The organism is Kitasatospora sp. NPDC048239, assembly GCF_043202015.1.
Taxonomy (GTDB): domain Bacteria; phylum Actinomycetota; class Actinomycetes; order Streptomycetales; family Streptomycetaceae; genus Kitasatospora.
Genome location: NZ_JBICZP010000007.1, coordinates 33,872 through 59,853, shown reverse-complemented (window position 1 = coordinate 59,853; position 25,982 = coordinate 33,872). Strand labels below are relative to the sequence as shown.

The following is a 25,982-nucleotide window of genomic DNA, read 5'->3' as shown; positions in this document are numbered from 1 at the left end:
GCCGTTCGGTCCGCCTGTAGGACGTCGCCGCCCGTAGGACGGCATTCAGTCCGCCCGGACGGCGTGGATCGTGGTGAAGGCCAGCAGGGGGACGGCGGTCCGCGCGGGGTCCTCGAGCATGGGCGAGTGTCCGAGACCGGGCAGCAGCTCGACCTGCGCGCCCGGAACGGCGCGGTAGTCGGCGGCGGACGAGGACCGCCACCTGCGGTCGTCCTCGCCGAAGACCACCAGGAGCGGCTTGCCGAGGGGCGCCAGCCGTCCCGGGAGCGCCTGCTGTTCCAGGTATGCGCGGGTGGCCTGCATCGTTGCGGTGAGCGTGTGGTGGGTCATGCAGCGCACCTCGTCCAGGAGCTCCGGTGGGATCCGGTAGCCTGCGCGGCTGAAGGCGGTGCTCGCGAGCCGGCGGATCTGCTCGTCGGTCGGTGGCCACTGCTCGGGTCCGATCGCGGCGGACTGCGGTGCGATGAAGGCGCCCAGGCGCGGTCCGGTGTTGATCAGCGCGAGCGCCGTCACCAGGTCGGGTCGCTGTTCGGCGAGGGCGGTGGCGGCCACACCGCCGCTGGAGTGGCCGAGGACGACGGCGTGCTCGACGCCGAGCCGGTCGAGTACCGCGCCGGCCCGGCGTGCCTGGTCCGGGATCGCGTAGCCGCGGTCGACCGGTTTGCCCGACCGGCCGTGCCCGAGCAGGTCGATCCGGATGACGCGGTGGGAGCCGGTCAGCAGCGGAACCAGCGGCTCCCACGAGCGGGTCGAGGACGCGGACCCGTGGATGAGCAGCAGTGCGGGGGCGTCGCGGGGGCCGTCCTGGCACACGTGGATGTCGCCGTCGTCCAGCGACAGGGTGGAACTCTCGGTGGCCTCGGCGCCGCCGTTCAGGTGCGGTCGGCCGTCGGAAACTGTCATGGGCCCACTGTTGCCGCCGGTACCGGCCGAGGTCTTGGACGAATGTTCCCCTCGGCCGACGCGCGCAGCGCCGCGGCGCCGGAGGGTCGGCGGGTCAGCGCCGGAGGGGTCGGCAGGTCAGCGGTGGGGTGTGCCGCCGATGAAGTCCTTGACGGCGTCGAGGCGGGTGCGGCGGTCGGGTGGGTAGCGGCGCAGCGCGCGTTCGGCGCGGCGCGAGCCCGGGGGGTAGCGCCACCGGGCCCATGGGGAGTCCGGTTTGGCCAGTCTGCAGAAGGAGACCAGGGCGACCAGCGGGACCAGCAGGCCGATGACGCCGAGCGCGGTCTTGCCCTTGAGGATCGTGCCGACGCACAGCGCCAGGTTGACCAGCATCAGACCGGCGAAGACGAGCTGGTTGGCCGCGCCCGAGCCGACGTCGGAGAACGGGTTGAACCCCGCGACCAGCAGCAGGCCGACCGCCACCGCCAGGAACGCCGCGTCGACCGACTTGCGGCCCTCGCGCGACCAGTAGACGTCCTCCAGGTGCAGCCACAGCGCGAACTCGTCGAGGGTCAGCGCGGCACCGGCCCCGAACAGCACGGCCAGGATCTGCGCCCCGGGCGTGCCCGGCCGGTAGGAGAACTCGATCGCGCCCGCCACCAGCATCGCGAGGATGCCGTACACCTGGTGGTGCACGTGGGTGCCGCCGACCTCGACGTTGCGAAACGGCCCCCGGCCCGCCCGGATCAGCCGGGTGACCATCCGGGTGCCGCCGAAGGTGAGCACGAAGGCGCCGAGCATCCACAGCCCGACGCCCTGGTTCGGCACGATGACGACCACGTTGATCTCCACTGCCTCGGTCTGCACGGTCGCTCCGTCCCGTCATTCCCGGTGCGCGGGGACCCGGAGCAGGTCGCGCACCGTGGCGGAGGGCATGTAGCAGCGGAGCAGCGAGAGGCCGATCCGCGGCAGGTCGGCCTCGTCGCGGTAGAGCAGGAACATCGGCTCGTAGCGCGGCTGGAACTTCGCCTTGAAGGAGTGCAGCGAGCGGAATCCGTAGTACGGCTCCATGGCGCCGCCCAACTGGTCGAGGATCCGGTCCAGCACGGTGGCCGACTCGGCTGGGCCGGTGCGGGCCAGCGGCGCGCCGGAGAGCGAGAGGTAGCCCGCGCCGCCCTCCCGCAGGGCCAGGCAACTGGAGGCGATCATGAACTCGACCACCGGCCGGAAGCCGTCGCGGCGCCTGCGCATCATGTCCAGCGTCCAGCCGCGGGGCACCCCCTCCGTGCCGTACACGGGCATCCACGACGTCACGCCGTGGATGCGCCGGTCGCCGTCCATCGCCAGACCGACCCGCATCCGGGGGTCCAGGGCCTCCTCCACGCCGCCGAGCGTGAACCCCATCTCCGGCAGGCCCATGTCGCCGACCCACTCCTCGGAGATGCCGCGGACCTGGGAGAGGACGTGCCGGGGCTGTTCGGCGAGCGCGCCCAGGTGGTACTCCACGCCGTCCTTCTTCGCCCGGTTCAGCGCGGTGCGCACGTCCTGCCAGGCCTTGCCGCGGAACTCCAGGTCCGGCAGGTCGATCACGGTGTCCTCGGCTACCTGCACCGACCGCCAGCCCAGCCCGTCGGTCGCCTCGGCGGCCTCGGCGGTGGCCGAGAACAGGCACGGAACCAGCCCCGAGCGGTCACACATCTCCGCGAAGCGCTTGATCGTGCGGGCCCGGTGCTCCGCCGCGCCCACCGGATCGCCCAGCCCGACCGCCACGCCGGCGTGCGCGCGGTAGGCGAGGTAGCTCGCGCTGTCGTCCTCGGGGAAGAAGTAGGCGTTGTCCGGCCAGGTGGTCATCCAGGAGAGGTTTCCGCCGCCGCGCCGCACCAGCAGGTCCGCGGCCCGCTCCCGGGGGCTCCCGTCCGCCGACTGGGCCGGCGGGCGGTCGCCGCGTGCGGCGGCCCGCTTCGCCGCCCGGCTGCGCGGCCGCCGTGCCTGGAACGCGTCCCGGCCGGCGAGCAGCACGAGGAGTTCGGCGGTCCAGACGACGGAGGTGGGGACGAAGACCGCGGCGCCGGTCACCGTCACCTCCTGGTCGAAGGCCTTGCCGATCACGTACACCACCGCGACGAACAGGCCCAGCAGCGCGTTGAGCGCGCAGAGCAGCACCGTCCAGCGCCAGGCGGTCCGGCCGCCGCGGCGCAGGCCGTTGACGAGCAGCCCGACGACCACCAGGAAGGCCAGGATCTGCCAGCCCGGGCCGCCCAGGCCCTTGGTGTCGCCGACCAGGGTGCGGCCCGGCACCAGCCAGACCACCACCAGGATCGCGGCGAGCAGGATCAGCCCGGCCACCGCGAGCAGCCGCCACTCGCGGCGGCTCAGCCGGCCGGAGGTCCGGACGGCATGGGGCACCCGCAGCCAGTGGGTCACCGCCAGGCCGCCGGCCACCGCCAGGGCGTGTTCGAGGTCGTCGAGCCCGCCGACGAAGAGCAGCGAGACGCCGGTGTAGGCGGCCAGGCCCAGGCGCAGCCGCTGGCGCCACGGTGAGGGCAGGGTCGCCGAGGCCACCGCGCCCGCGCAGAGCACGCCCGCCGAGATCCCCACGTCGATGTCGCCGGCCAGGTCCTGCGCCCAGGACCACGCGGTGTGCCGCAGGACGAACAGCACCAGGGCCGCCAGCAGTACGGCGCCGATCTGGCCGGCGGCCGTCACCGCGGCGGTCCAGCGGGTGCCCATCCGGGCCTCTGCCAGACCGCAGAGCAGGACGACCCCGACGATCACCGGGAGGTAGTCGACGGGCGTGGCGCAGAACAGCGGGCCGGTGACCACCGTCCACCAGCGGCCCTTCTCGAACGAGGGCAGCCCGTAGGCGACGTTCGGGTACCAGGAGCGGTCGGACAGCGCGTCCCACAACCCGCCGACGCCGAGTCCCACGAGCAGGATCACCGCGGTCGTGGCGAAGGTGAAGGGGAACCGCCGAACCGCCCCGGCCACCGCGCCCGCAGCGGACCGGGCGCCGCGCCGCCAGCGGGGCTCTGATTCTCCCGGCACCTCGCACCTCCGCACGGTGTGGCCGAACTTCACCCCCACCTCGGGCCCGGAGCCTCCTTGCTCAGCGTATCCGGATTCGGCGGCCGCGGCCGTTCGGGGGGCGGGTGGCCACCACGCCGACGGCCACGGCGAGTTCGCACGGAGGCGGGCACGTACGGCCACGGTCCGTGCGCGGCGAGCGGCCGCCGCGCGGGTCGGGGGGCGGGGGCCGTGGGTGGTGGGTGGTGGGTGCGGTGGTGGGTTCGGTGGTGGGCGGCGGCGCTCACCGGTGGGGAGTCGCGGTCGCCGACCGACCCGGCCCGGGCGGGAACCGGGTCGGGTCGGGTCAGGTCGGGCCGCCGTCCTGTATGGCGGCAGCGGACGGGTCACTGCAGCCGGCCGCCCGGCCCTTCGGTCGCCGTGGCCGGCTCGGTCCTCGCGGTCGGCCCGGTCACCGTGGTCCGCTCGGGCGGGCGGTTCGGCCGGTCGGCCCGCCCGCCGCCGTGAGGACCTTCAGGGCGACGGAGGGGTGGAACAGCAGGGCGGGCGAGGCGGTCATGTTGACGACCCGGACGAACCGCGCCCAGACGCCCGCGTCCCGCACCGCCACGCGGAACAGGCGGGCGTTGTACCAGTGCGCGATCCGCGCGCCGAGTGGCTGCCGGTCGGGGTTCCACATCAGGTCGGAGTTGGTGGAAAGCACCCATGGTGGGAGCAGCAACCGCCCCACCTGCTTCTGGAAGGCCCGGGAGAGGCCGTCCAGCCCCTGCTCCGTGCGCCGCCTCGCGAGCATCCGGCGCAGCAGGTCCGCCTCCATCGCGGCGACCGTCAGGCCCTGCCCGTAGACGGGGTTGAAGACGCAGACGGCGTCGCCGAGGGCGAGCAGCCGCTCCGGCCAGTCGCGGACGGCGTGGAACCGGCGCCACTGGTTGTCGAGGTTGGTGTAGCGGTGGGTGGGTTCCTGGACGGTGCGCCGCTCGATCTGTTCGGCCAGCCGCGGGTTGCGCAGGCCCTTGGCGAAGGCGAGGTACCCGTCGTCGTCCTTCGGCGGTTCGTCCTCGAAGGCGAACAGCGAGCACGTCCAGCGGTCGCGTTCGACCGCCAGGAGCACGCCCGCCTCCCGCACGGTGGGCGCGGAGAGCATCTGGTAGGCGATCTGGTAGTCGGCCTGGTCCTCCGCGGACCGGTCGAAGTTCATCGAGGTGTAGGTGACCTTCGCCCGGACCACCCGCTTCGGCGGTACCGTCACACCGCTTTCGCTCAGCCACTCCGTCAACTTGCTGGTACGGCCGGACGCGTCGATCACCAGATCGGCGGTGACGTCCTGCGGGTCCCCTCCCTCGCTGGCGATCCGGACCCCGGTCACCCGGCCGGACGGCCCGTGGAGCAGCCCCTGGCACCGGGTCGAGGAGAGCAGCGTGACCTCGGGGAGCGCGAGCACCCTGGCCCTGATCCGCCGCTCCAGCTCGTCCCGGGTGAAGGTCTGGATCATGACCCCGGTCCGCTGCCGCGGCGCGAAGCCGGTCGGCAGCAGGAAGTCGATGCCCTCCCCGTAGTCGAACACCGGCGCCCCGAGGGCGGCGAGTTCATCGCGCAGCCCGGGGAACAGCCCCTCCAGCACCTCGCCGCCCCGGGCGAGCATCGCGTGCGCGTGGTACCCCTGCGGAGCGCCCGGATGGACCCCGGTCCGGTCGTCCACGGCATCCCGCTCGATCACCACCACCTCGCCGAAGAACTCGGCCAGAACCCGCGCCGTCACCAGCCCCGCGTAACTGCCGCCGATCACGACGGCCTTCCCCGATGCGTACTTCTCGCCCATACGGCCTCCGCCGGCAGATTCCGATCCCGTTCCGATCCCGGACCAGCCTTGCGCCAACTCCTCCCTTGTCGCAGGGGATTGGCGAAAAGTACACCCAAACGAGGTACGTACGGGCGTTCGATCGCATCCGTCACCCCAGCCGCCGCCCCAGGCGGCACCCGGCGGCCGACCCGCTGACGGCCCGGACCCGGCAAGGGAGCGTGCCGCCCCCCTTCTTTTGCCGGGCCCTCTCCGCCTCATCGGCTGCCTTCTCCAGCGGTCCGTCTCCGATCCAGATCTGCGACCAACCAGCCGCTATTGCAGCAGCGGGCCGCGCTTCCCGGGGTCGTCCAACCGCCTGCTGAAGCACCCGCGACAAGGGGGCGACGGATCCAGGCCCGTCGCCCCCTTTTGGAGGCGGCCTCAGCTCGTCGCAGGGAGGACGAGGACGTCCTCCACCGACGAGTCGCTGCCCCGCACGTAGTAGGTGTCGCCGCCGAAGCGCTCAATGGCGTCGATCTCCCAGTCCGCCGATGCGCGGATGTGCGTGCGCAGTGACTGGACCGCCCTGCGGGCCGATTCCTGCATCGCCGGGTCGATTCCCGCATCCTTCAGCTGGAGGTAGAAGCGCTGCTCGGAGTCGAGGAATGCCCGAAGGTACCGGTTCACCATGGCCACCACCATCGCCAGTCCCTCTTCCTCCGAGCACCCCTTCTCCTTGACCAGGATCGTGATGGCGTCGTCCTGGCGACCGAGTTCGCGCTGCTTCTCGTAGGAGAGGATGTCGTTGGTGAGAGCGACGTGCATGGCCATCGGAATCCGCATCTCCTGATAGGAGGGGAGTCGGCGGACCTGCTCTGACAGCTCATCGCGGTTGGCGAGCTCGCAGAGGTCGCTGTAGGTCCAGCTCGCGATGGAGTCGCGGCGGTACGACAGATATTCCTCCAGTGATGGAACGTGGCCGTCCGCCCAATACCGCGCCTCTCGCGCGTAGGTCCACAGCCACAGTCCCGCGGAGTTCACGAACTGGGAGCGCCAGCTGTCCGTACAGAAGCCGGTGACGCGGCGCCACCAGTCGGCCAGTGCCCTACCCGCCGGCGTCATGGTGGAGGGCGGACTGTCGTTGAGGATGCTGACGAACTCGGCGATGACCGCTGCGGTTCGGTCGGGGTCGAGCCCGACCGTGCAGTCATCCACCTGGTCGTCGATGATGAACCCCCATCCCATGAACTGATCGAGCAGTTCCAGGGTGGGAAGGTCGGCGTTCGGGTAGTAGCAGCCGGTCAGCAGGTCGCAGCGAGATCCCTTCAATACGCTGAGGTTGTTTCCGGGGAGCAGTCCGTAGCCGGAGAGCCAGTCGAACATGCGGTCGTGAGCTGCCCAGATATGCCGGTTCATCCCCCCGTAGGGTATGGGCATGTCGATGGCGAGCTCCGGGTGCCCGGGCACGATGAGTTTCGTCTCCGCATCCGCCCCGACGGCGGAGGCGGCATCAGAGAGCCTGGAGGGGACCGAGAACGGATCCCTCTCCGCACTGGCGACGTATCCGAGGAGGCCACCGGCATGTGCAAGTTCTCGCATGTCCCTGATCTCTCTGTTGGTGGGTTTCGTCTTCTCCGCAAGTGCGGCCGGGTGAACCGATTCCTGGGCCGCCCGGGCAATGCATGAGGAAATGCGGCGGTCGTCCTGTGCACGGGTCGCCGCTTCTCTCGGAAGGTGTGCGCGCTCAAGGTGTGCGCGCTCGCTGGCGCTCCGCTGAACCGTCCAGGGGCCGGCGGCTCAGGCGCGGAATCACGAGCCAGTCGCCTGTGTGACAGCGGCTCCAGGGGAACCCGCCGTATCGCTCGCCGTGGCCGCTCGACGCCGATGCACACGCAGAGTGAGCGGAGGCGGGTTGAGGGTGAGCCTCAGCACCGGGCTGACGCGGGCTGCAGGCTTCCCGAGACGCCAGCGATCGGCGAGGGTGGCCAGGGCGAGGGTGGCCTCGACCAGCGCGAACTCGTTGCCGATGCACTGGCGGGCGCCCGTGGCGAAGGGCATGAAGCCGCTGTCGGGCCGTTCCGAGAGCGCGGGGTCCTGCCAGCGGTCCGGAGCGAACCTCTCGGGCTCGTCGAAGAGGTCCGCGCGATGGTGCAGGAGATAGGGGCTGTAGAAGACGGTGGCACCGGCGGGGAGGGACACGCCGGCCAGTTCGGTGTCATGCCGGACGGTCCGGGTGAACAGCCATCCGGGCGGATACAGCCGCAGTGTCTCGTGGACGACGCGACCGGCCAGTTGGAGGTGGGGCAGATCGTCGAATCGGGCCGCCCTTCCGTTGAGCACGGCGTGGGCTTCGGCGTACACGGCGTCCTGAATCTCGGGGTGACGGGCGAGCAGGTAGCCGGCCCACGACAGTGTGCTGGCGGTGGTTTCGATCGATGCCAGCAGAAGCGTGACCACCTGGTCGTAGACCTCGGAGTCGCTCAGCCTTCCCTCGCCGTCCTCGTCTCGGGCGGCCAGGAGTTTCGACAGGATGTCACCGTGGTCGATGCCGCGACGGCGGTACTCCTTGATGATCTGATCGGATGCGACCCTCAGATGGGTGTTCGCCCGCGCGTACCTGCGGTTCTCCGGGGTCGGCAGCCTACGCAGCATCCGTGGCATGATCATCTGCCGGAATCCGCTGGCGAAGACCGTGTTGACGGACTCCCGCAACTTGGCGGCCGCCGACTCGTCCACGCCCGTGGTGAACAGGGTGTCCGTGGCAACGCTGATGGTGATGCTGCACATCTCCTTGAGCACGTCGATGACTTGACCGTCGTGCCAGGCACCGGTCACCCCGTCGATCCGCTCGCTCATAACCTCCGCGTATCCAGGGATCCGGTCACGGCCGAACGCGGGCTGGAGAAGCCGACGCTGGCGGCGATGGTCGCGATAGGGGCAGGTCGCCATCCCGTTGCCCGCGAAGTCCCGGGCCTGGTCGTAGATCGGGCCGCCCTTGTCGAAGGTCCGGTCGTCCCGCAGGATCTGTACCGCGAGCTCCGCGGAGCAGACTACGTACGCACGCCACCATCCGACCCTCACCTCCACCAGATCGCCGTGCGCGGGCAAGGATTCCAGGAATTCCGGCAGGCCCCGCGCGATGCGGGGAACATGACCAACAAGGGGCCAGGCACCAGGAGCCTTGGCGAATTTCGTTCCTTCGGTCACAGCGCGTTTCTCCTTCGTGTTCGACGGGGAGTGCGTCCCGAGGACGGGCGTTGGAGAGATTGCCAACGCGAGCCGCAGTGGGATTCGAACGGGATTTCCCTCCACAGCCCGGGCAGCAGGGCCCTGCGGGGCGCGGAGTAAAGCTCAGCGCCGCCGCCTCGGAGCTGGTAGGGCGGCCGGGCTGTATGCCGTCTGAGCTGCATTGGACGCCTCATGGATCCGCGCCAGGGCGGCCAGTGTCTCTTCGGCGCTCGTGGTCGAGAACATTACGAGTTCCGCCCGTGCTGCACGCTCGACGTCAGCCCATGCCTGACGTGAGCGCCTGTTGCCGCGACCCGCTGGTCGGTTCGCACATAGCCGAGGACGGCTGTCAGCGCGGCAGAGACGAGAGCAGGTGTCCCGGCAAATACGCGCATTCCGGCATTAGCGAGGCCGCCTCCGCCTGCGCCTGCGGTTCCCATTCCAACTGCACGATGCTCCGGGGCTTGACGCACTGTTTCGCTCGGGCCGCCTTGCCGGCGGCCTGATCCCGGATGCGCGGGAGCTTTCCCGTGCGGGGCCGCAAGAGGCCAGACGATGTCCGTCAGCGTGGCGCGGCCAGCGCGAGCAGGGTCAGGTCGGTGCCACCGCACAGGCGGACGTCGACCGCCGGACCGACTTCATGGTGAACCCCAAGTCTGTGAATGTATTGCGCCGACGCCGTGTCGACACCAAAAAGAAGCTAGCAGCCCGAGCGGCGCCGCGCACGGATTAATATAATTATTCTGACAGATTGCTTGGAGTTATCAATTCCGCTTTTATTCACCCGGCATCGTATGCTGCTTTTTGCCTGATTATTCCTGGAGGATTGTGGGGAATTGCCCGGCGTGCTCCGCCGGTCCGCGCGGGACTTCGTGACTCGATGTGATCACGCAAGAGGGTCGACCGGGGCTGGTCCGCGTGAGGGTGCCGTGGCCACGGGGGCGGGTGCGGCGGACGGGGTCGGAGTGGCCCCGAGCGGGGAACGGTGAGGAGGGCCGCCTCCCGGGGCGGAAGACTCCCGTGCTGCTGTTCCCTCCGGTGCGGGCGGCGGGTCTGTGGAGGGTCCGGGCAGGCACGGCGGAGCGGCCCACCGCTTGGCCGCCCGCCCTCCCCCTGCGCACGAACCCGGGTTCCCGCCGTGTCCGTCGTCCACGTCGTCCTCGCCGTCGTCATTGCCCTGTGGGTCAGTTCTCCCGCGTGACGCTCGCTCGCCGGGCGGAGCTCGTGGCGCAGTCGTCGGTGGAGTACGGGCGCGACGGCTACGCCGTGGAGCCCGCCGGCGCCGGCCCGGGCGCCTCCAGCCGGCTCAACGCCCGCATGGCGTCCCGCTCCAGGCGCGCGAGGTCATGGAGGATGGCGCCCGCCTGCGTGAGGTGCGCCGCATCAGCGGACTCTCCCGCCGCTGCGATCAGCGCGGCCACCTCCGTCCACAACGCGGCGGCCTCGGTGTACAGCCTGTGGCCGGTGCGCAGGTCGCCGCTGTCGATCGACGCGGCGCACTCGCCGAGGAAGTCCCGGTAGAGGTTGCGGAACAGGGCGCCGCCCGTCCCGGCCCGTTCCATGAGGACCGCGGCCTGTGCCAGGTCCACCTGCGGGTCGTCGGTGCGTTGCAGCCACCTCGGAACCAGCGCGGCGGCCCTCTCGATGCCCCGGTAACCCAGGTTCGCGATGGGCGGGTTGAGGAAGGACTCGGCGCAGGATCTGATCGCCGGGACGATCCGGTCCTGCGGGGCGGGCGCGCCGCCGGGCACCGTGAGGGTGAAGGACCGGTTCCTCGCCGTCATCGGGCCGCGTTCAGCCCTGGCCAGGGCCAGGCTGGCGAGGCTGGTGGACACCGCTCCGCCCTGCGGACCGGTGTCCACCAGGTAGGCGTCCTGGTCGTCGTAGCCGTACACGGCCACCACGTGGCCGCCGAAGTGCACCTTGGACGTGAAGTACTCCAGGTGGTGGCTGTCGAGCTGCAGGCCCACCGGTCGGCCGGCATCGATCGCGGCCGCCACGTTCTGCCACGCCTTGCGCGGGGACGCGGTCTCCTGGACCAGCAGCTCCAGCCCCAGCCGGGCGGCCAGGTTCCGGGTGAGCTCGAACGGTTTGACCCGGCCCCCGAGGAAGGGGAAGCCCATGCCCTTGCCGTCCCAGTAGACGAAGGACAGGCCGGAGGCGAGTCCGAACAGCACGGGCTCGGAGAGGTCGAGGCCTTCGTGGCGCAGCAGCACGCCCAGTGCCGTCGTCTCGCAGTGCCGTGTTCCGCGGGATTCGACGCCCGTCACCGTGCTCATGCCGCGCTCCGCTCGACGGGGATGGTCAGCCGGGTCATCAGGTCCTCCTGCGGCGCCTCGCCCGGCCCGACGAGGTAGGCCTCCCGGACGGGTGCCTGCGGGCGCAGCCCGCGCTCGTGGATCGTGGCGAACAAGGCGTTGTAGGCCAGGGGCAGTTGGGTGTACGGGCCGGTGTGCACGGTCTCGGCGACGAGTCCGCCGCGCAGTACCTCGTACTCCAGGCCTGGCGCGTCCGGACCGTGCGGGGCCTGCGCCCCGATGGCGATCCGCAGGCGGTCCTGCAGGTCGAGCGGGTACAGCCCCCACAGCGGCGGCTCCCAGGCGGTCCCGGCCTCGGCGAGCGCGGCCAGCAGGCGGCCAACGCAGGCGCCGGCCGTCTCCCCGAGCTGCTCCCGGGTGCAGACCGCGCGCACCACGGCGAGCCGCCGCTCCGGCTCCCGGCCCGTACTGACCTCGTAGCCGGGCAGACCGCCCTCCACCAGCCGTTCCAGGATCTCCAGCCGCTGTTCGTCCCGGCTGATCCGCTCGGCCAGCCGGTCCCGCTCGGCTCGCAGGATGCGCGCCCTGGAGGCGCCCTCGGCGGCCAGGGCTTCGGCGATCACCGCCAGGGGGAGGTCCATGTCGCGCAGCAGGGAGATCGTCAGGGCATCGCGCGCCTGTTCCGGGGCGTAGTACCGGTAGCCCGTGCCGCGGTCCACCCGGACCGGGGCCAGCAGGCGCAACTCGTCGTAGTGGCGCAGCTGTTTGACGCTCAGCCGGCAGAGGCGGGCGAAGCGTCCGATGGTGAGGAGTTCGTTGGGCACGCCGCCATCGTGGACCCTCCCACCGTGGGAGGGTCCACTGCCACCCGGTCGGACCACCGGCTCGGCCGTGTCCAGGCGCCGCCGGGGAACGGCGACCGGTCCGGGCGAATTCCCCAACTCCGACCGCCCGGGGCGTCCTTGGCTTACGATCACCCGATGAGCACAGTGTTGATCATCGGCGTGGGTGACATGGGTGAGCGGCTCGCGGCCGGGCTGGCCGCCGAGGCCGGGGTCCGGCGACTCGTCCTCGCCGGCCGGTCCCAGGCGACGGTGGCCGCCGCGGCCGCGGGCATCGCCAGCTCCTCGGACTGTCTGGTCGAGGCGGTCCGGCTCGACGCCGAACGGGTTGACGACGTCGCGGAGCTGCTCGTCCGCACGGCTCCCGATCTGGTCGTGCAGTGCGCCGCCCTGCGGAGCCCGTGGGCGCTGGCCGGACGCGAGGACGAGGTGGCGCGGGGCATCATCGCCGCCGGGCTCGCCCTCCGACTGCCCTACCAGCTGCCCGTGGTGCTGGCCGTCATGCGGGCCGCGCAGCTGGCCGGCTACTCCGGGCCCGTCGCGAACCTGTCGTTCCCGGACGTGACCGGGCCGATCCTCCGCTCCCAGGGCCTGGCGCCGACGCTCGGGCTGGGGAACGCGGGGATGGTCCTGCGGCGTGTACGCGCCGCACTGCGAACGGCGGAGCCGGGTGCCGAGCCGCCCCTGGTCCGCATCCTCGGACAGCACGCCCAGGTCTTCGACGTGATGCAGGCCCGTGAGCCGGCCGACCCCGAGGACCGCTGCCGTGTCTACCTGGACGAGGACGGGCGGCGGGAGGACGCACTCGCCTACCGGGCGCCCGCGCTGGAGCCCGGGGTGCGCTACAACCCGGTCACGGCGGCGGCCGCCCTGCCGGTGCTGGGGGCGCTGCTCCCGGGTGCGGCTCCGCTGCGCTGGTCGACCCCGGCGCCGCTCGGCCTGCCCGGCGGGTACCCGGTGCGGATCGCGAACGGTTCGGTCGCCCTCGACCTGCCGCCGGGTCTCACGGTGGACCAGGCGGTCGCGTTCAACGAGCGCATGGGCCGTGGCGACGGGGTCGAGCGGATCGACGAGGACGGCACCGTCCACTTCACCCCGGCCTGCCGGGAGGCGGTCGCCGACTTCGCCCCGGATCTCGCGGAGCCCCTGGCGGTCGGCGAGATGGCGGCGCGGGCCGCCCGGCTGGACGCGCTGCTCGGGTAGGCCCGGTCCGGCGGGTCCTGCCGGGCGCCCGCGGTCCACGATCCGCGATCCGCGACCCAGCGTCCGGGGTCCGGGGTCCGCGACCCGGGGTCCGGGGTCCGGGGTCCGGGGTCCCGTCGAATGTCAGTGCCACCCGTGATGATGTCGGTATGAAGGACGCAGCCGACCAGGCCTCTCCCGTTGTTCTGGCATCCCCGGACGCCTACGCCGACGCCGTCGCCACCGCCGTGAGGGCGGCAGCGGCCTACTACGCCGACGGGGACACCCCGCTGGGCGACGACGAGTACGACGCCCTGGTACGGGCCGTCGAGGCCTACGAGCGCGCGCACCCGCAGGAGGTCCTGCCCGACTCGCCGACCGGGAAGGTGGCCGGCGGGGCCGCGGTGGGCGACGTCCCGCACTCGGTACCGATGCTCTCCCTCGACAACGTGTTCTCCGGCGAGGAGCTGGAGGCCTGGGCGGCCGGGGTGGAGCGGCGGCTGGGCCGACCGGTGGAGGCCTGGTGCGTGGAGCCGAAGCTGGACGGCCTGGCGATCGCCGCCCGCTACCGGTCCGGGCGGCTGGTCCAGGTACTGACCAGGGGCGACGGCCTGGCCGGCGAGGACATCACCCACGCCGCCGACGCCGTCCTCGGCCTGCCCGACCGGCTCACCGAACCGCTCGACGTGGAGCTGCGCGGCGAGGTCCTCCTCACCAACGAGCAGTTCGAACACGCCAACACCCTGCGCACCGCCCACGGCGCCACCCCGTTCGCACACCCGCGCAGCGGCGCCGCCGGCACCCTGCGTGCCAAGGACCGCGCCTACCGCGTCGAGCTCACCTTCTTCGCCTACGACGCCGTCGGGCTGCCAGGCCTCGACCACCACGACCTCCTGACCCGCCTCGCCGCCCTCGGCTCCCACACCGCGGCCACCACCCCCGCGGCCCCACTGCGCTGTCTCGCGGTCGCCGAGGTCCAGCAGCGGATCGAGGAGATCGCCGCGCTGCGCGGGGAGCTGCCCTTCGGCATCGACGGGGTGGTGGTGAAGGCGGACGCCGCGGCGGACCAGGAGCAGGCCGGTTCCGGCTCGCGGGCGCCGCGCTGGGCGGTGGCGCGCAAGCTCCAGGCCCGGCACAAGGTCACCCGCCTCCTGGGCGTCGAGTGGAACGTGGGCCGGACGGGGATCATCGCACCGCGCGCCGTCCTGGAGCCGGTGGTCATCGACGGCGTCACCGTCACCTACGCCACCCTGCACAATCCGGCCGACATCGAACGCCGCGGGCTGATGATCGGCGACCAGGTCTTCGTGTACCGGGCCGGCGATGTGATCCCGCGCGTGGAGGCTCCGCTGGTGGAGGAGCGCACCGGGGCGGAGCAGCCGATCGTCTTCCCCGCGGTCTGCCCGCAGTGCGGTGACGCCATCGACGCCTCCGAGCAGCGCTGGCGCTGTGTCAGGGGGCGCGGCTGCCAGGCGGTCGCGTCGATCCTGTACGCGGCCGGCCGCGACCAGCTCGACATCGAGGGCCTCGGCCGCACCCGGGCCGTTCAGCTCGTCGACGCGGGGCTCGTCGCCGATGTCGCCGACCTGTTCACCCTGGACAAGGCCCGGCTCCTGACCCTGGAGCGGATGGGTGAGGTCAGCGCGGACAACCTGCTCGCCGCGATCGAGACCGCCCGCGGCGCAGCCCTGGGGCGGGTGCTCTGCGCACTCGGTGTGCGGGGCACCGGCCGGACCATGTCGCGGCGGATCGCCGCACACTTCGGCAGCATGGCGGCGATCCGGGCCGCCGACGCCGAGACCCTCGCCGCGGTCGACGGCATCGGCACCGAGAAGGCCCAGCTGGTCGTGGCCGAGCTGGCCGAGCTCGCCCCGGTCCTGGACAAGCTGATCACCGCCGGAGTGGGTACCGCCGTCACCGAGCCCACCGCCCCGGCCCCCACGGGTGAGGGGGAAGAGGCCGCGTCCGGGCCGCTCGCCTCGCAGGGCGTGGTGGTCACGGGAGCGATGACCGGCCCGCTCGCCGCGCTGTCCCGCAACGAGATGAACGAGCTGATCGAGCGGGCCGGCGGCAAGGCCTCCGGCAGCGTCTCCAAGCGCACCGCGCTCCTCGTCGCCGGCGAGAAGGCCGGGTCCAAGCGCGCCAAGGCCGAGGAGCTGGGCATCCGGATCCTCACCCCGGAGGAGTTCGCCGACCTCGTCGCCGACTACCTCGGCACGTGACACCGGCCGGTGGCCGGGCGTGAGGGCCCCGAGGGGTGGGATGCGGGGGTGGGATGCGGGAGAGCGAGTCCGTCCACACCCCAGGGCGGCGTCGTTCAGGCCAAGTATCCGTCTTGATGCCGGGGGCGGGCGGCCAGGACGTTCACGCCGCCCGAGCGCCGCGAGATCACGAAGATCGCCACCGGCGTATGCATCTCGCCCACCACCAGCCGCTTGGCGTGCCGGCCCACGAGATCTGCAACATCCGTGATCGCCGGCCCTGGCCGACGTCCCCTGCGCCTTCCGGGAACTCGCCTTCTGGTGAGCACGCGCGGCCTGGGTTTCGCGCGGACGGCGGGCCGGCGCGCATGCAGGGGAACCGGCACCTGGTCTGCCTTCCCGCTGCTGCCACCGACGACGGGACAAAGCCGAGCGGCTTTACAGTCGCGATCCTCGCAATGGTCCCCGGGCCCATCGCGGTTGTGCTGACGGAACGCTACTGGTCAAAGGTGTGGGGGGGTGGTGAACAGGTCCTGGAGGGTCTGTGTCGCTGTGTTGAGCAGCCAGGTGTGAGCGGGGTCGTCGTCGTAACGCTGGTGCCAGAGCAGATAGAGAGGTACGGGCGGCAGGTCGAATGGCAGCGGCAGCGTGGTCAGGCCCAGCTGGTCACGGGCGGAGCGGGTGACCGCGTCGGGGAGGGTGACCACGACGTCGGCGTCACGGGCGAGCTGCAGCGCGGTGTCCGTCGCGGGGGCGGAGACGATGACACGGCGCTCGTGGCCGAGGTCGGCGAGGACCTCGTCGACCCGGTCGCGCAGGCTTCCATGCCGGGAGACGGCCACGTGATCGGCCGCCGCGTACCGCTCGACGGTCACCGGCCCTTCAGTGAGCGGATGATCCGCCCGGACAGCGACGATGATCCTGTCCTGGCCGATGAGGCGGTGACGGATGGCGGGCTGAGACGGCGGGCTGGCACTTGAGGCCACATCGACCTCCCCGCGACGCAGCTCAGGGGTGTCGTGGCCGGGCTCGACCGTGAGACGCATCCTCACCCCCGGGGCCTGGCGGCGCACCGCGGCGACGAGGGCCGTCCCGCAGGCAGTGGTCAGGGCGTCGTGCAAGCGGACGGTAAACACCCGCTCCAGGCCCGCCAGGTCGAGGTCGGTATGGGCGGACAGCAACTGGTGAGCTTGCTGTACCAGAGCGTGGACCTCGGTGCGCATGGCCAGGGCACGGGGGGTGGGCGTCATGTGGCGTCCGGTGCGAACCAGGATCTGGTCGCCGGTGGCCTTGCGGATCCGGCCCAGCGAGCGGCTCATCGCCGGTGCGGTGACGTGAAGCCGGGCTGCGGCCCCGGCCACGCTGCCTTCTTCCAGCAGCGCGTCCAGAGCGGTGAGCAGATTCAGATCCAGTTGCATGACGGGAACTATACAAGTGAAGCCCATGCACCTATTGCTAACGATGAGGGCTTCCGCCTTCGAGATGAGAGGCCGGGAATACCATCCGACACCGTCCCCCTCTTATCAGATTCAGGGACGTTTCCTGTCCGCGGTGGCCACCGTGTCGAAGGAGGCCGCAGCCGCTGCGGAAGCGCTATACACCCCGGCCGGGGGTGAGCCCGTAGGAGTCGCCGGGAAGGCCAGCGCGAACGACGACGCGATCCTTGCCTAGCCGACGGCCCACGGTCACAGCTCGAACTCCCGGGCCCTGGACCGCCGGTCAGCGTTCGTCACAGCCCCGCCAGAGAGCACAGCGCGGCGCTACGTTCAGTCCGTGGCCAGAACCTCCCCCAGCCCCGCCGACCAGCAGTCGATCGACCTAGCGCTCTAAGAGGACGTTAAGTCCCTTTTCTGACGTCCGACCGGTAGCGGGGTCTGGCCGTCGACGTGCTGGGGCTGATCATCGGCGTCGTGGTCCTGGCCGCGTCGGCACACGACAACGCCGCCGGCACGGCCCTGCTCGACCAGGCGGCCGGGCGGTGCGGCAACCGCCTGGAGAAGGCCCTGGTGGACCAGGGCCTCGGACGCCTCACCCGCCAGGGCTTCCTCACCCAACCCGGACGAGGCGCCTACCAGAAACGGACTTAACGTCCTCCGAGAGAGCCGATCCCATACCAGTCCTCTGGGGGCTTGGAAAGAACGGCGCCATGGTGGCACAGCGGAACGAGATATGACGGTCTATCAGATACCTGCCCCGACCGGCCCGGGGGTGGCGCCGGGGTGTGCTCCGGCGCAATCCGGCGCGGGCATCCTTGGCCGTGGCGGCGTCCGGGCGGGGAGCGCCAGGAGGGGGCGGCGGTGTGCGAGGGGGGAAGGATGGCTGCCGGTTGCACTCTGGCGCCGCCGGGCGATCTCTGACACCATCTCAGCCGACGTGAACGAATCGCATGCTGAATGTTCACTTCACCTGCACAAGAATCCCGCTGTAGAGCGTCGTCGAGAGATCTGAGGCTTGCCATGAAGACCTTACGGACCCACACTTCGCACCTGGTGACGGTCGTGCTGCTGCTCCTGGGCATGATGACAGCCGCGAGCGCGCAGGCGCAGGCGGCCCCGCAGCGGGTCACCGGCAGCACGACCATCTGCTCCTTCTCCCCGATCCCGGCCGGGTGGGTCATCACGAGCTCGTACAGCAGCTGGGGCTGTCCCGGCTCCGGTGTCTCGTATTCGATCACCGACACGGCCGGGCAGACCAATCTGACCATCTGCTCCTTCTCCCCCAAGCCGGCCGGGTGGGTAGTGACCAGCTCGTACAGCACCAGCAACTGCGCGGGCAGCGGCGTCGCCTACGGCTTCCACAACGTGGCCAACGACCTCAACGTCGGCGCGTGCTCCATGACCCCGATCCCGGCGGGGTGGGTGATCAGCAGCTCGTACAGCAGCAGCAACTGCGCGGGCACCGGCGTCGCCTACTCGCTCCACAACACGGTCAACGACACCAGCACCGGCGCCTGCTCGATGACCCCGATTCCGGCCGGGTGGGTCGTCACCAGCTCGTACAGCAGCAGCAACTGCGCCGGCACCGGCATCTCCTACACCCTGTTCAAGATCACCACGCAGACCTCCGAGGTCGTCTGCTCCTTCTCCCCGCTGCCCGCCGGGTGGGTGGTCAGCAGCTACTACCCCAGCAGCAACTGCTACGGCAGCGGCGTCGCCTACTCCATCCGGAAGGCGTGACCTCCGGCCGCCCACGGGGCGTGAGGATGTGAGGGTGTGAGAGCAGGGCCTCCCGGCCTCCGCCGGGAGGCCCTGCCGCCGTCGCCGCGACCGGACCGGACGGCGAGCGGGCGGCGCTGTCACCGCGGCCTGGCGGACCGTCGACGGCCTGGAGCCCTCGCCGGGCTTCAAGGAGGAACGCCGGTCCGCCCTGAACCGCACGTTCGACCAGCTGGCCGACGCCGTCGACCGCGAGGCCGGGCCCACGCGATAGCCGCGGCCCGCGACGCGCGGTCGTCAGGCCGTCTCGAAGCCGAAGCGGCGCCGGTAGGCCGTCGGGTGATGCCGCTCCGCCTCGATCAGGCTCCAGTGCCCGGGACGCGGCGGTGGTGGTAGGCCCGTCCGGAGAGCAGGTAGGCGCGCTGGCGGGCCGGGAATTCGCGGAGTTCCGGTTCCTCTGTGCGGTCGGCGGCCTCGCGCAGACGAGCGCCTTCGAGCTGAAGCGCCTCTTCTATCTCCAGCAGGTCGTAGTGCGGGATCCGTTCCGGCAGCAGGACGGCCGCGAGGCGTTACGCGGCCTGCTCGCCCGCCGTGGAGTCACCTTCCAGCGCACCAAGACTCGGCTGGGCAGACCCGGAGTCCCGAACGGGGCCGGTTCAGGAGAAGGACTCAGGAGGCGGACGGCTCGATCTCCCCCGCGAAGACGATGACCTGGTCGATGAGGTTCCGCCGCAGATGGACGACGTCCGTTCCCGACAGGCGGGGGCCTCCATCCGGCGTCGTGAAGATCCACTGGTACCGCGCCCACTCGTCCGGCATGTCCACCGCCGAACAGCGCACCATCGTGCCGGTCCCCGCGGGGTGGCGCCGGATGTCCAGCACGAACCGCTCGACCGCCTCGATCCCCTCGGTGCGGCCCAACGGTCCCCAGAAGACCACGTCCGAGGTTAGGGCCTGGGAGAGCAGCGCAGTCACATAGCTGTCGTCCGAGGCGTTGAACGCCGAGATGAACGTGTCGATCGCGGACTGCGCGGTCTCTTCCTGCATGCACCATTCATACCAGTTGCCTCGCGGACCGCGCTCGTCCCGTGAGCCGTCTCCCGACCACGGTGAACCATCCCGGTCACAGCACTAGCGGCGCAGCACGGCGCCCGGGTGTCGGCGCGCCATCTTGAGCGCTGGCGCAGCCGTCCGTACCCGCTGCTCCCCTCCAAGCAGCTGAACTACCCCGGCAGGCCTGTCGGCGGCAGCTCCTCGACGGCCGATGACCGGCTGGTCGACCTGGTCGTCTGGCTGGTTTGCAACCGGCGGCCGGGCGCCGACCGTGCCTACCTCGCTTTGCGGGCCTTCGGCGCCGGGTTGCCTGTGCCGGAGGAAGCCGTCCGCGACGCCTTCATCCGCGCGGCACAGGAGATGGCGGACGAGTTGCGCCGCGGGTTCGGACCCCTGCCCTAGGACGGGGACCTCGAGGAGTGGGTGTACGACGGCGCCGACATGCTGGCCGACAGCCGAGAACGCCGCCCAACCGCGGTGGAACGGCGCATCCGAGCGATCGACCAGCAGGTCCAGGCCCGCGACATCCTCTACTCGGATTCCGCGGTGGCTCCGGGTTCCGCGGTGGCCCCGGGCGGCGCCGCCGAGTCCGATCCTGACGGCGAGTAGACGGCCGGCCCCGAGGGGAACGACCACCGGCGCCCGGCCGGGCTCACCCGCGAAGTCCCTTGCGGACGAGGTCGGTGAGCCGCTCGACGACGTCCGCATCCGATGTGACCACTCAGCCGTGTTCTTGAGCCGCTTGTGGGGACGCCGGCCCTCACCACGAGGTGCCCTGAAGAAGTTTCCGGCTCACGGCAACCTTTTGCGGAGCCTGCGACCACAAGGAAGTAGATCCGGCCAGTACCGGTGTCCGGATCCGCCTTCCTCTCATGCACGGTTCGCAAGGAGAACGTCTACCCATGAGCAACCCCCCAAACGGCGGGCGCCGCGGGCGTCACCGCCGTCGCTTGAACGCCACCGCTCTGCTGGTCGGTGTGCCCCTCACCGTCGGGTCGTACTTCGTGTTCACACACGAGGAGTCCCAGGCCGTGACGGTCGACGGCGATGCCTACTACAGGCTGGTCTCCGTACGCAGCGGCCAGGTGTTGGACGTCAACGGCTTCTCCACCGCCGACGGCACCCGGATCCAGCAGTGGACCGACCAGAACACCGCCAACCAGCAGTGGCGACTGAGGCCCACCGGGGACGACTACTACGAGCTGGTGAACCGCAACAGCGGCAAGGTGCTGGGTATAGCGGGCGGCTCGACCGCCCGGGCGGCTGCCGCCGAGCAGCAGACGGACAGCTCCTCCGCCTCCCAGCAGTGGCGGATCGACGGTGTGAGCGGTTCCGAGGCCGTCACCTTCACCTCCCGCAAGAGCGGTCAGGTCCTGGACGTCTCCGGATACTCCAACGACCGTGGCGCGCAGATCATCCAGTGGCCCGGCCAGGGCAGCAGCAACCAGCAGTGGAAGCTGGTGAAGACGGGCGGGAGCCTGGCGCCCGGGTCCGGCGGCGGGCAGACCGGGTCCGGATCGTACGCATGGAAGAACGCCCAGGTGGTGGGCGGCGGTTACGTCACCGGGCTGGTGTTCAACCAGAAGGAGAAGGGCCTGCTGTACGCGCGCACCGACATGGGAGGCGCCTACCGCTGGGACACCGGGGCCGAGCAGTGGATCCCGCTGACCGACTGGATCGGCGAGAAGGACTGGAACCTGCTGGGCATCGACTCGCTGGCCACCGATCCGGTCGACCCCGACCGGCTCTACCTCGCGGCGGGCACCTACACCAACGACTGGGCCGGGAACTCCGCGATCTTGCGCTCCACCGACCAGGGCCGCACCTTCCAGCGCACCGATCTGCCGTTCAAGCTGGGCGGCAACGAGGACGGCCGCGGGGCGGGCGAGCGGCTGGTGATCGACCCCGCGAACCACGACACCCTGCTCCTGGGCACCCGTAAGAACGGCCTGTGGCGCAGCACCGACCGCGGTGCGACCTGGAGCCAGGTCTCCTCGTTCCCCGTCAAGGACGGGGCGAGCAGCGGCGGCGGCATCTCCTTCGTGACGTACGGCCCGGCCGGCAGCAAGACGGTCTACGTCGGCGTCGGCGACAAGTCCACGTCGCTGTACCGCTCCACCGACGGCGGCAACTCCTGGCAGGCCGTCTCCGGGCAGCCCACCGGCCAGCTGCCGCAGCACGGCGTGATCTCCGGTGACGGCTCGCTGTACCTGACGTACACCAACGCCCTCGGGCCCAACGGCGTGACGGCGGGTTCGGTGTGGAAGTACACGCCGGCCGGCGGGGCGTGGAAGGACGTCTCCCCGTCCAAGGGCGGCTACGGCTTCTCCGGTCTGGCCGTCGACCCGCAGCACCCGTCCACGGTGATGGTCACCACCCTCGACCGCTGGTACCCCGAGGACGAGCTCTACCGGACCACCGACGGCGGTACCACCTGGAATGCCCAGGCCGCGAAGTCGGTGCGGGACGCCTCCGGTGCTCCTTTCGTCGGTACCGGCATCGGGCACTGGATGACCGCGCTGGCCATCGACCCCTTCGACTCCGGGCACGTGCTGTACGGCACCGGCAACGGCATCTGGCGCAGCAAGGACGCCACCGCCACCGACGGCGGCGGCACCAGCCACTGGACCCCGGGGGCCCGCGGGCTGGAGGAGACCGCGCTCGCGGACGCGATCGCCCCGCCCGGTGGCGCCACCCTCATCACCTCCATGGGCGACCAGGGCGGCTTCCGGTACGACGACCTGACCAAGGTGCCCGCCGGGCGGCTGAAGAACCCGCTGATGAGCAGCAGCACCGACATCGACTTCGCGCAGTCCAACCCCTCGATGATGGTCCGGGTCGGCCGGGGCGGCGAACAGGACGGCGCCTACTCCACCGACGGCGGCCTCAACTGGATCGGCTTCAAGGCGAAGCCGGTGGGCAGCGCCCAGATGGGCCACGTCGCGCTCGCGGCGGACGGCTCCACCATCGTCTGGACAGGGGCAGGCCAGGTCCCGTACCGCTCGACCGACAAGGGGACGAGCTGGTCGAAGGTCGGCGGCCTGGGCACCGACGCGGTGGTCGTCGCCGACCGCTCCTCCGCCAACACCTTCTACTCGCTGGCCGGCGGCACGCTCTTCACCAGCACCGACGGCGGGGCGACCTTCACCGCCCGCGCCACCAACCTGCCCAACGGCCGGCTCACCGCCGCCCCGGGCATTGGCGGGGACCTGTGGATCGCCGACGGCGGCAAGGGGCTGCTGCACTCCACCGACGGCGGCCGCACCTTCACCACGCTCACCACGGTGAAGTCCGCCTCCGCCCTCGGCTTCGGCAAGGCCGCGCCGGGCGCCTCCTACCAGGCCCTGTACCTGATCGGCACCGTCAAGGACGTCACCGGAGTCTTCCGCTCCACGGACAAGGGCGCCACCTGGCTCCGCATCAACGACGACGCCCACCAGTGGGGCGCCATCGGCAGCACCGGCATCATCACCGGCGACCCCGACACCTACGGGCGCGTCTACATCGGCACCAACGGACGCGGTCTCCAGTACGGCGACCCTTCCTGACCCCACCACCCGTGCGGGGCCGCAGGCTCAACCGCCTGCGGCCCCGCCGTGTCTGACGGAACGCCAAGAACGACACCTACCGCGCCGACGCCGGGACCGCCGCGGGCGCCCTCGCGGTCCGCGGCGGCTTCGCCCCGACGGGATGAGGGCCGCGCCGATCTCCGGCTCGACAAAAAGTCCTCCCGATCACGGCAACCTTTGTGTGCGTGGCGGCAACCGGCAGGTAACCGTGGCCAAGATCAAGGCCCACTGCGCCAGAGGGACAAGCTGTTGCCAGATCAGAACCGCTCTCATCGCCGCCGGCCGACAACCCGCCGCATGATCGCCGCCGCCGTGGTGCTCGCCGCCGTAGGTGCAGCCGTACCGCTGGTCGCCCAGGCCGCGTTCACGTCGAACGCCGGCACGCCGACCGTGCTCGCCGACGCAGCGGCCATCAGCGGCCGCTACTTCGGTACGGCAGTAGCCGCGGGCAGGCTCGGGGACTCGACGTACTCCACCATTCTCGACCGGGAATTCAAGATGGTCACCCCGGAGAACGAGATGAAGTGGGACGCCATCGAGCCCTCCCGCGGGTCGTTCAACTTCGGCCCCGCCGACTCGATCGTCAACCACGCCTCCGCGCACGGCCAGAAGACGCGCGGCCACACCCTGGTCTGGCACTCCCAACTGCCCGACTGGGTCAAGTCCATCAACGACGCCAACACCCTGCGCGGTGTGATGAACAACCACATCACCCAGGAGATGAACCACTACAAGGGCAAGATCTACGCCTGGGACGTGGTCAACGAGGCGTTCGCCGACGGCGGCAGCGGTCAGCACCGCGACTCCGTGTTCCAGAGGGTGCTGGGCAACGGCTTCATCGAGGAGGCCTTCCGCACCGCCCGCAACGTCGACCCCTCGGCCAAGCTCTGCTACAACGACTACAACATCGAGAACTGGACCGACGCCAAGACCCAGGGCGTCTACAACATGGTCAAGGACTTCAAGTCCCGCGGCGTGCCCATCGACTGCGTCGGCCTCCAGAGCCACTTCGGCGCCGGCGGCCCCCCGGCCGGCTTCCAGACCACCCTGTCCAGCTTCGCCGCGCTCGGCGTGGACGTCCAGATCACCGAGCTCGACATCGCCCAGGCGTCCGCCACCGCCTACACCAACACCGTCCAGGACTGCCTCGCCGTCGCCCGCTGCACCGGCATCACCGTGTGGGGCATCCGCGACAGCGACTCCTGGCGCACCGGCGAGAACGCGCTGCTGTTCGACAACAACGGAAACAAGAAGCCCGCCTACAACGCCGTCCTCACCCCGCTGGCCGGCGCCGGCGGCACCCCGGGCGGCGGCATCAACTCCGGCACCGTCTACACGCTCTCCGGCGTGGGCGCCGCCGGACGTGTCCTCGACGAGCCCGCCGGACAGAACGGCAACGGCACCCCGCTCCAGGTATGGGACGCCAGCGGCGCCACCAACCAGCAGTGGCGGGCCACCAAGAACGGCGACGGCTCCTACACCCTCACCAACGTCGCCAGCGGCCGGGTCCTGGACGAGCCCGGCAACCAAACCGGCAACGGCACGAAGATGCAGGTCTGGGACTCCCACGGCGGTGCCAACCAGCACTGGAAGGCCGCCCGGAACAAGGACGGCTCCTACACCCTCACCAACGTCGCCAGCGGCCGAGCCCTGGAGACCCCCGGCAACCAGACCGCCAACGGCACCCCCGTCCAGATCTGGGACTCCTGGGGCGCTGCCAACCAGCACTGGAACTTCAGGTCGTCCGGGTCGTCCACCCCGACGCCGGCCCCGACGACGCCCGCGCCGACGGCCGGCGCCTGCACCCTTCCGTCGACCTACCGATGGAGCTCGACCGGTGCGCTGGCGCAGCCGGCGAACGGGTGGGCCGCGCTGAAGGACTTCACCACCACGACGTACAACGGCAAGCACCTGGTCTACGCAACGTACTCCGACGGAAACTGGGGCTCGATGGGCTTCAGCCCCTTCACGAACTGGTCGGACATGGCGACGGCCACCCAGACCAAGATGAACCAGGGCGCGGTGGCACCCCAGCTGTTCTACTTCGCGCCCAAGAACATCTGGGTACTGGCCTCACTGGGGTGGGGCACCAACTGGACCTTCACCTACCGCACGTCCAGCGACCCCACCAACCCCAACGGCTGGTCCGCGCCGCAGAACCTGTTCACCGCCCGCTTCCCCGCCGGCGAGGGCGGCGTCCCGATCGACCCGACCCTGATCGCCGACGGCCAGAACATGTACCTCTTCTTCGCCGGTGACAACGGCAAGATCTACCGGGCGAGTATGCCGATCGGAAACTTCCCGAGCAGCTTCGGCTCGTCGTACACGACGGTCATGAGCGACACGGAGAAGAACCTGTTCGAGGCGCCGCAGGTCTACAAGGTCCAGGGCCAGAACCAGTACCTGATGATCGTCGAGGCCCGGGGCGCGAACGAGCAGCGCTACTTCCGCTCGTTCACCGCCACCAGCCTCAACGGCTCCTGGACCCCCCAGGCCGCCACCGAGAGCAACCCCTTCGCGGGCAAGGCCAACAGTGGCGCCACCTGGACCAACGACATCAGCCACGGCGACCTGGTCCGCAACAACCCCGACCAGACCATGACCATCGACCCCTGCAACCTGCAGTTGCTCTACCAGGGCAGGTCCCCCAGCGCGCCGGGGGACACCACCCCCTACGACAAGCTGCCGTACCGGCCGGGCGTCCTCACCCTGCAGCGCTGACCCGCCCGATCCACGGTGATCGCGACGTGGTGCGGTCCGCCGACTCGTAGACGAGCGGTCTACGGCGTGGGCAACTCCACCTGCTGA

General features: G+C 70.9%; 17 protein-coding genes and 2 pseudogenes. 9 read left to right on the top strand and 10 right to left on the bottom strand.

Going from position 1 to position 25,982, the window contains the following annotated elements:
* Nucleotides 1-45 precede the first annotated feature (45 nt).
* From ACGFZP_RS20510 to ACGFZP_RS20475, 8 genes are all read right to left on the bottom strand, one after another.
* Nucleotides 46-903, bottom strand: coding sequence for an alpha/beta fold hydrolase (locus ACGFZP_RS20510; protein ID WP_392934801.1), 858 nt, complete (start codon nt 901-903; stop codon nt 46-48).
* Nucleotides 904-1,020: 117 nt separating this feature from the next.
* Entirely contained in the window at nt 1,021-1,749 is a 729-nt protein-coding gene (locus ACGFZP_RS20505) for a hypothetical protein (protein ID WP_392934799.1), read from the bottom strand.
* A gap of 15 nt (nt 1,750-1,764) precedes the next feature.
* Nucleotides 1,765-3,927: a bifunctional lysylphosphatidylglycerol flippase/synthetase MprF gene (locus ACGFZP_RS20500; protein ID WP_392934797.1), complete on the bottom strand. Its 2,163-nt coding sequence runs from the start codon at nt 3,925-3,927 to the stop codon at nt 1,765-1,767.
* A gap of 430 nt (nt 3,928-4,357) precedes the next feature.
* Entirely contained in the window at nt 4,358-5,725 is a 1,368-nt protein-coding gene (locus ACGFZP_RS20495) for an NAD(P)/FAD-dependent oxidoreductase (protein ID WP_392934795.1), read from the bottom strand.
* 402 nt (nt 5,726-6,127) lie between these two features.
* A complete protein-coding gene (locus ACGFZP_RS20490; RefSeq protein WP_392934792.1) occupies nt 6,128-7,285 on the bottom strand; it encodes a terpene synthase family protein in 1,158 nt (385 codons plus the stop codon).
* 210 nt (nt 7,286-7,495) lie between these two features.
* Nucleotides 7,496-8,893 (bottom strand): cytochrome P450, encoded by a 1,398-nt coding sequence (locus tag ACGFZP_RS20485; protein ID WP_392934790.1) that lies wholly within the window; start codon nt 8,891-8,893, stop codon nt 7,496-7,498.
* A 1,280-nt stretch (nt 8,894-10,173) separates the two neighbouring features.
* On the bottom strand, nt 10,174-11,193 hold the full coding sequence (locus tag ACGFZP_RS20480; RefSeq protein WP_392934787.1) for a BtrH N-terminal domain-containing protein: 1,020 nt from the start codon (nt 11,191-11,193) through the stop codon (nt 10,174-10,176).
* Nucleotides 11,190-11,996, bottom strand: coding sequence for a MerR family transcriptional regulator (locus ACGFZP_RS20475; RefSeq protein WP_392934784.1), 807 nt, complete (start codon nt 11,994-11,996; stop codon nt 11,190-11,192). The genes ACGFZP_RS20480 and ACGFZP_RS20475 overlap by 4 nt, the downstream gene beginning before the upstream one ends.
* Before the next feature lie 156 nt (nt 11,997-12,152).
* Between ACGFZP_RS20475 and ACGFZP_RS20470 the strand changes: the two genes are divergently transcribed.
* Both ACGFZP_RS20470 and ligA read left to right on the top strand, forming a co-directional pair.
* Nucleotides 12,153-13,217: a saccharopine dehydrogenase NADP-binding domain-containing protein gene (locus ACGFZP_RS20470; protein ID WP_392934782.1), complete on the top strand. Its 1,065-nt coding sequence runs from the start codon at nt 12,153-12,155 to the stop codon at nt 13,215-13,217.
* Between the two features lie 149 nt (nt 13,218-13,366).
* The gene (gene ligA, locus ACGFZP_RS20465) at nt 13,367-15,418 is read left to right on the top strand and encodes an NAD-dependent DNA ligase LigA (protein ID WP_392934780.1); all 2,052 of its coding nucleotides are present in this window, start codon (nt 13,367-13,369) and stop codon (nt 15,416-15,418) included.
* 482 nt (nt 15,419-15,900) lie between these two features.
* Here ligA and ACGFZP_RS20460 read toward each other — a convergent pair whose 3' ends face one another.
* Nucleotides 15,901-16,815 carry a LysR family transcriptional regulator gene (locus ACGFZP_RS20460; RefSeq protein ID WP_392934778.1) on the bottom strand — a complete coding sequence of 305 codons (915 nt, stop codon included), beginning with the start codon at nt 16,813-16,815 and terminating at the stop codon, nt 15,901-15,903.
* Between the two features lie 450 nt (nt 16,816-17,265).
* Between ACGFZP_RS20460 and ACGFZP_RS20455 the strand changes: the two are divergent.
* The 3 genes and pseudogenes from ACGFZP_RS20455 to ACGFZP_RS20445 form a co-directional block, all read left to right on the top strand.
* Nucleotides 17,266-17,415, top strand: a pseudogene (locus ACGFZP_RS20455) (IS5/IS1182 family transposase); the annotation flags it as partial.
* Nucleotides 17,416-17,853: 438 nt separating this feature from the next.
* A complete protein-coding gene (locus ACGFZP_RS20450) occupies nt 17,854-18,573 on the top strand; it encodes a hypothetical protein (protein ID WP_392934775.1) in 720 nt (239 codons plus the stop codon).
* Nucleotides 18,574-19,109: 536 nt separating this feature from the next.
* Nucleotides 19,110-19,172 (top strand): annotated as a pseudogene (locus ACGFZP_RS20445) (transposase); the annotation flags it as partial.
* A 49-nt stretch (nt 19,173-19,221) separates the two neighbouring features.
* On the opposite strand, the gene ACGFZP_RS20440 reads toward ACGFZP_RS20445, so the two are convergent.
* The gene (locus ACGFZP_RS20440) at nt 19,222-19,599 is read right to left on the bottom strand and encodes a nuclear transport factor 2 family protein (protein ID WP_392934774.1); all 378 of its coding nucleotides are present in this window, start codon (nt 19,597-19,599) and stop codon (nt 19,222-19,224) included.
* A gap of 108 nt (nt 19,600-19,707) precedes the next feature.
* Here ACGFZP_RS20440 and ACGFZP_RS20435 point away from each other — a divergent pair, with 108 nt between their 5' ends.
* The 4 genes from ACGFZP_RS20435 (at nt 19,708) to ACGFZP_RS20420 (ending at nt 25,895) form a co-directional block, all read left to right on the top strand.
* On the top strand, nt 19,708-20,007 hold the full coding sequence (locus ACGFZP_RS20435) for a hypothetical protein (RefSeq protein ID WP_392934771.1): 300 nt from the start codon (nt 19,708-19,710) through the stop codon (nt 20,005-20,007).
* A 21-nt stretch (nt 20,008-20,028) separates the two neighbouring features.
* Entirely contained in the window at nt 20,029-20,214 is a 186-nt protein-coding gene (locus tag ACGFZP_RS20430) for a hypothetical protein (RefSeq protein WP_392934769.1), read from the top strand.
* 293 nt (nt 20,215-20,507) lie between these two features.
* The gene (locus ACGFZP_RS20425; protein ID WP_392934767.1) at nt 20,508-23,153 is read left to right on the top strand and encodes an RICIN domain-containing protein; all 2,646 of its coding nucleotides are present in this window, start codon (nt 20,508-20,510) and stop codon (nt 23,151-23,153) included.
* Between the two features lie 318 nt (nt 23,154-23,471).
* Nucleotides 23,472-25,895: a non-reducing end alpha-L-arabinofuranosidase family hydrolase gene (locus tag ACGFZP_RS20420; protein WP_392934765.1), complete on the top strand. Its 2,424-nt coding sequence runs from the start codon at nt 23,472-23,474 to the stop codon at nt 25,893-25,895.
* Nucleotides 25,896-25,982 lie beyond the last annotated feature (87 nt).

Excerpts from the sequence above, each read along its gene's own strand:
- ACGFZP_RS20425 (WP_392934767.1), top strand. The coding sequence starts at position 20,508 with ATGAGCAACCCCCCAAACGGCGGGCGCCGCGGGCGTCACCGCCGTCGC.
- ligA (WP_392934780.1), top strand. The coding sequence starts at position 13,367 with ATGAAGGACGCAGCCGACCAGGCCTCTCCCGTTGTTCTGGCATCCCCG.
- ACGFZP_RS20490 (WP_392934792.1), bottom strand. The coding sequence starts at position 7,285 with ATGCGAGAACTTGCACATGCCGGTGGCCTCCTCGGATACGTCGCCAGT.
- ACGFZP_RS20470 (WP_392934782.1), top strand. The coding sequence starts at position 12,153 with ATGAGCACAGTGTTGATCATCGGCGTGGGTGACATGGGTGAGCGGCTC.
- ACGFZP_RS20495 (WP_392934795.1), bottom strand. The coding sequence starts at position 5,725 with ATGGGCGAGAAGTACGCATCGGGGAAGGCCGTCGTGATCGGCGGCAGT.
- ACGFZP_RS20460 (WP_392934778.1), bottom strand. The coding sequence starts at position 16,815 with ATGCAACTGGATCTGAATCTGCTCACCGCTCTGGACGCGCTGCTGGAA.
- ACGFZP_RS20480 (WP_392934787.1), bottom strand. The coding sequence starts at position 11,193 with ATGAGCACGGTGACGGGCGTCGAATCCCGCGGAACACGGCACTGCGAG.
- ACGFZP_RS20450 (WP_392934775.1), top strand. The coding sequence starts at position 17,854 with ATGAAGACCTTACGGACCCACACTTCGCACCTGGTGACGGTCGTGCTG.
- ACGFZP_RS20420 (WP_392934765.1), top strand. The coding sequence starts at position 23,472 with ATGATCGCCGCCGCCGTGGTGCTCGCCGCCGTAGGTGCAGCCGTACCG.
- ACGFZP_RS20440 (WP_392934774.1), bottom strand. The coding sequence starts at position 19,599 with ATGCAGGAAGAGACCGCGCAGTCCGCGATCGACACGTTCATCTCGGCG.
- ACGFZP_RS20510 (WP_392934801.1), bottom strand. The coding sequence starts at position 903 with ATGACAGTTTCCGACGGCCGACCGCACCTGAACGGCGGCGCCGAGGCC.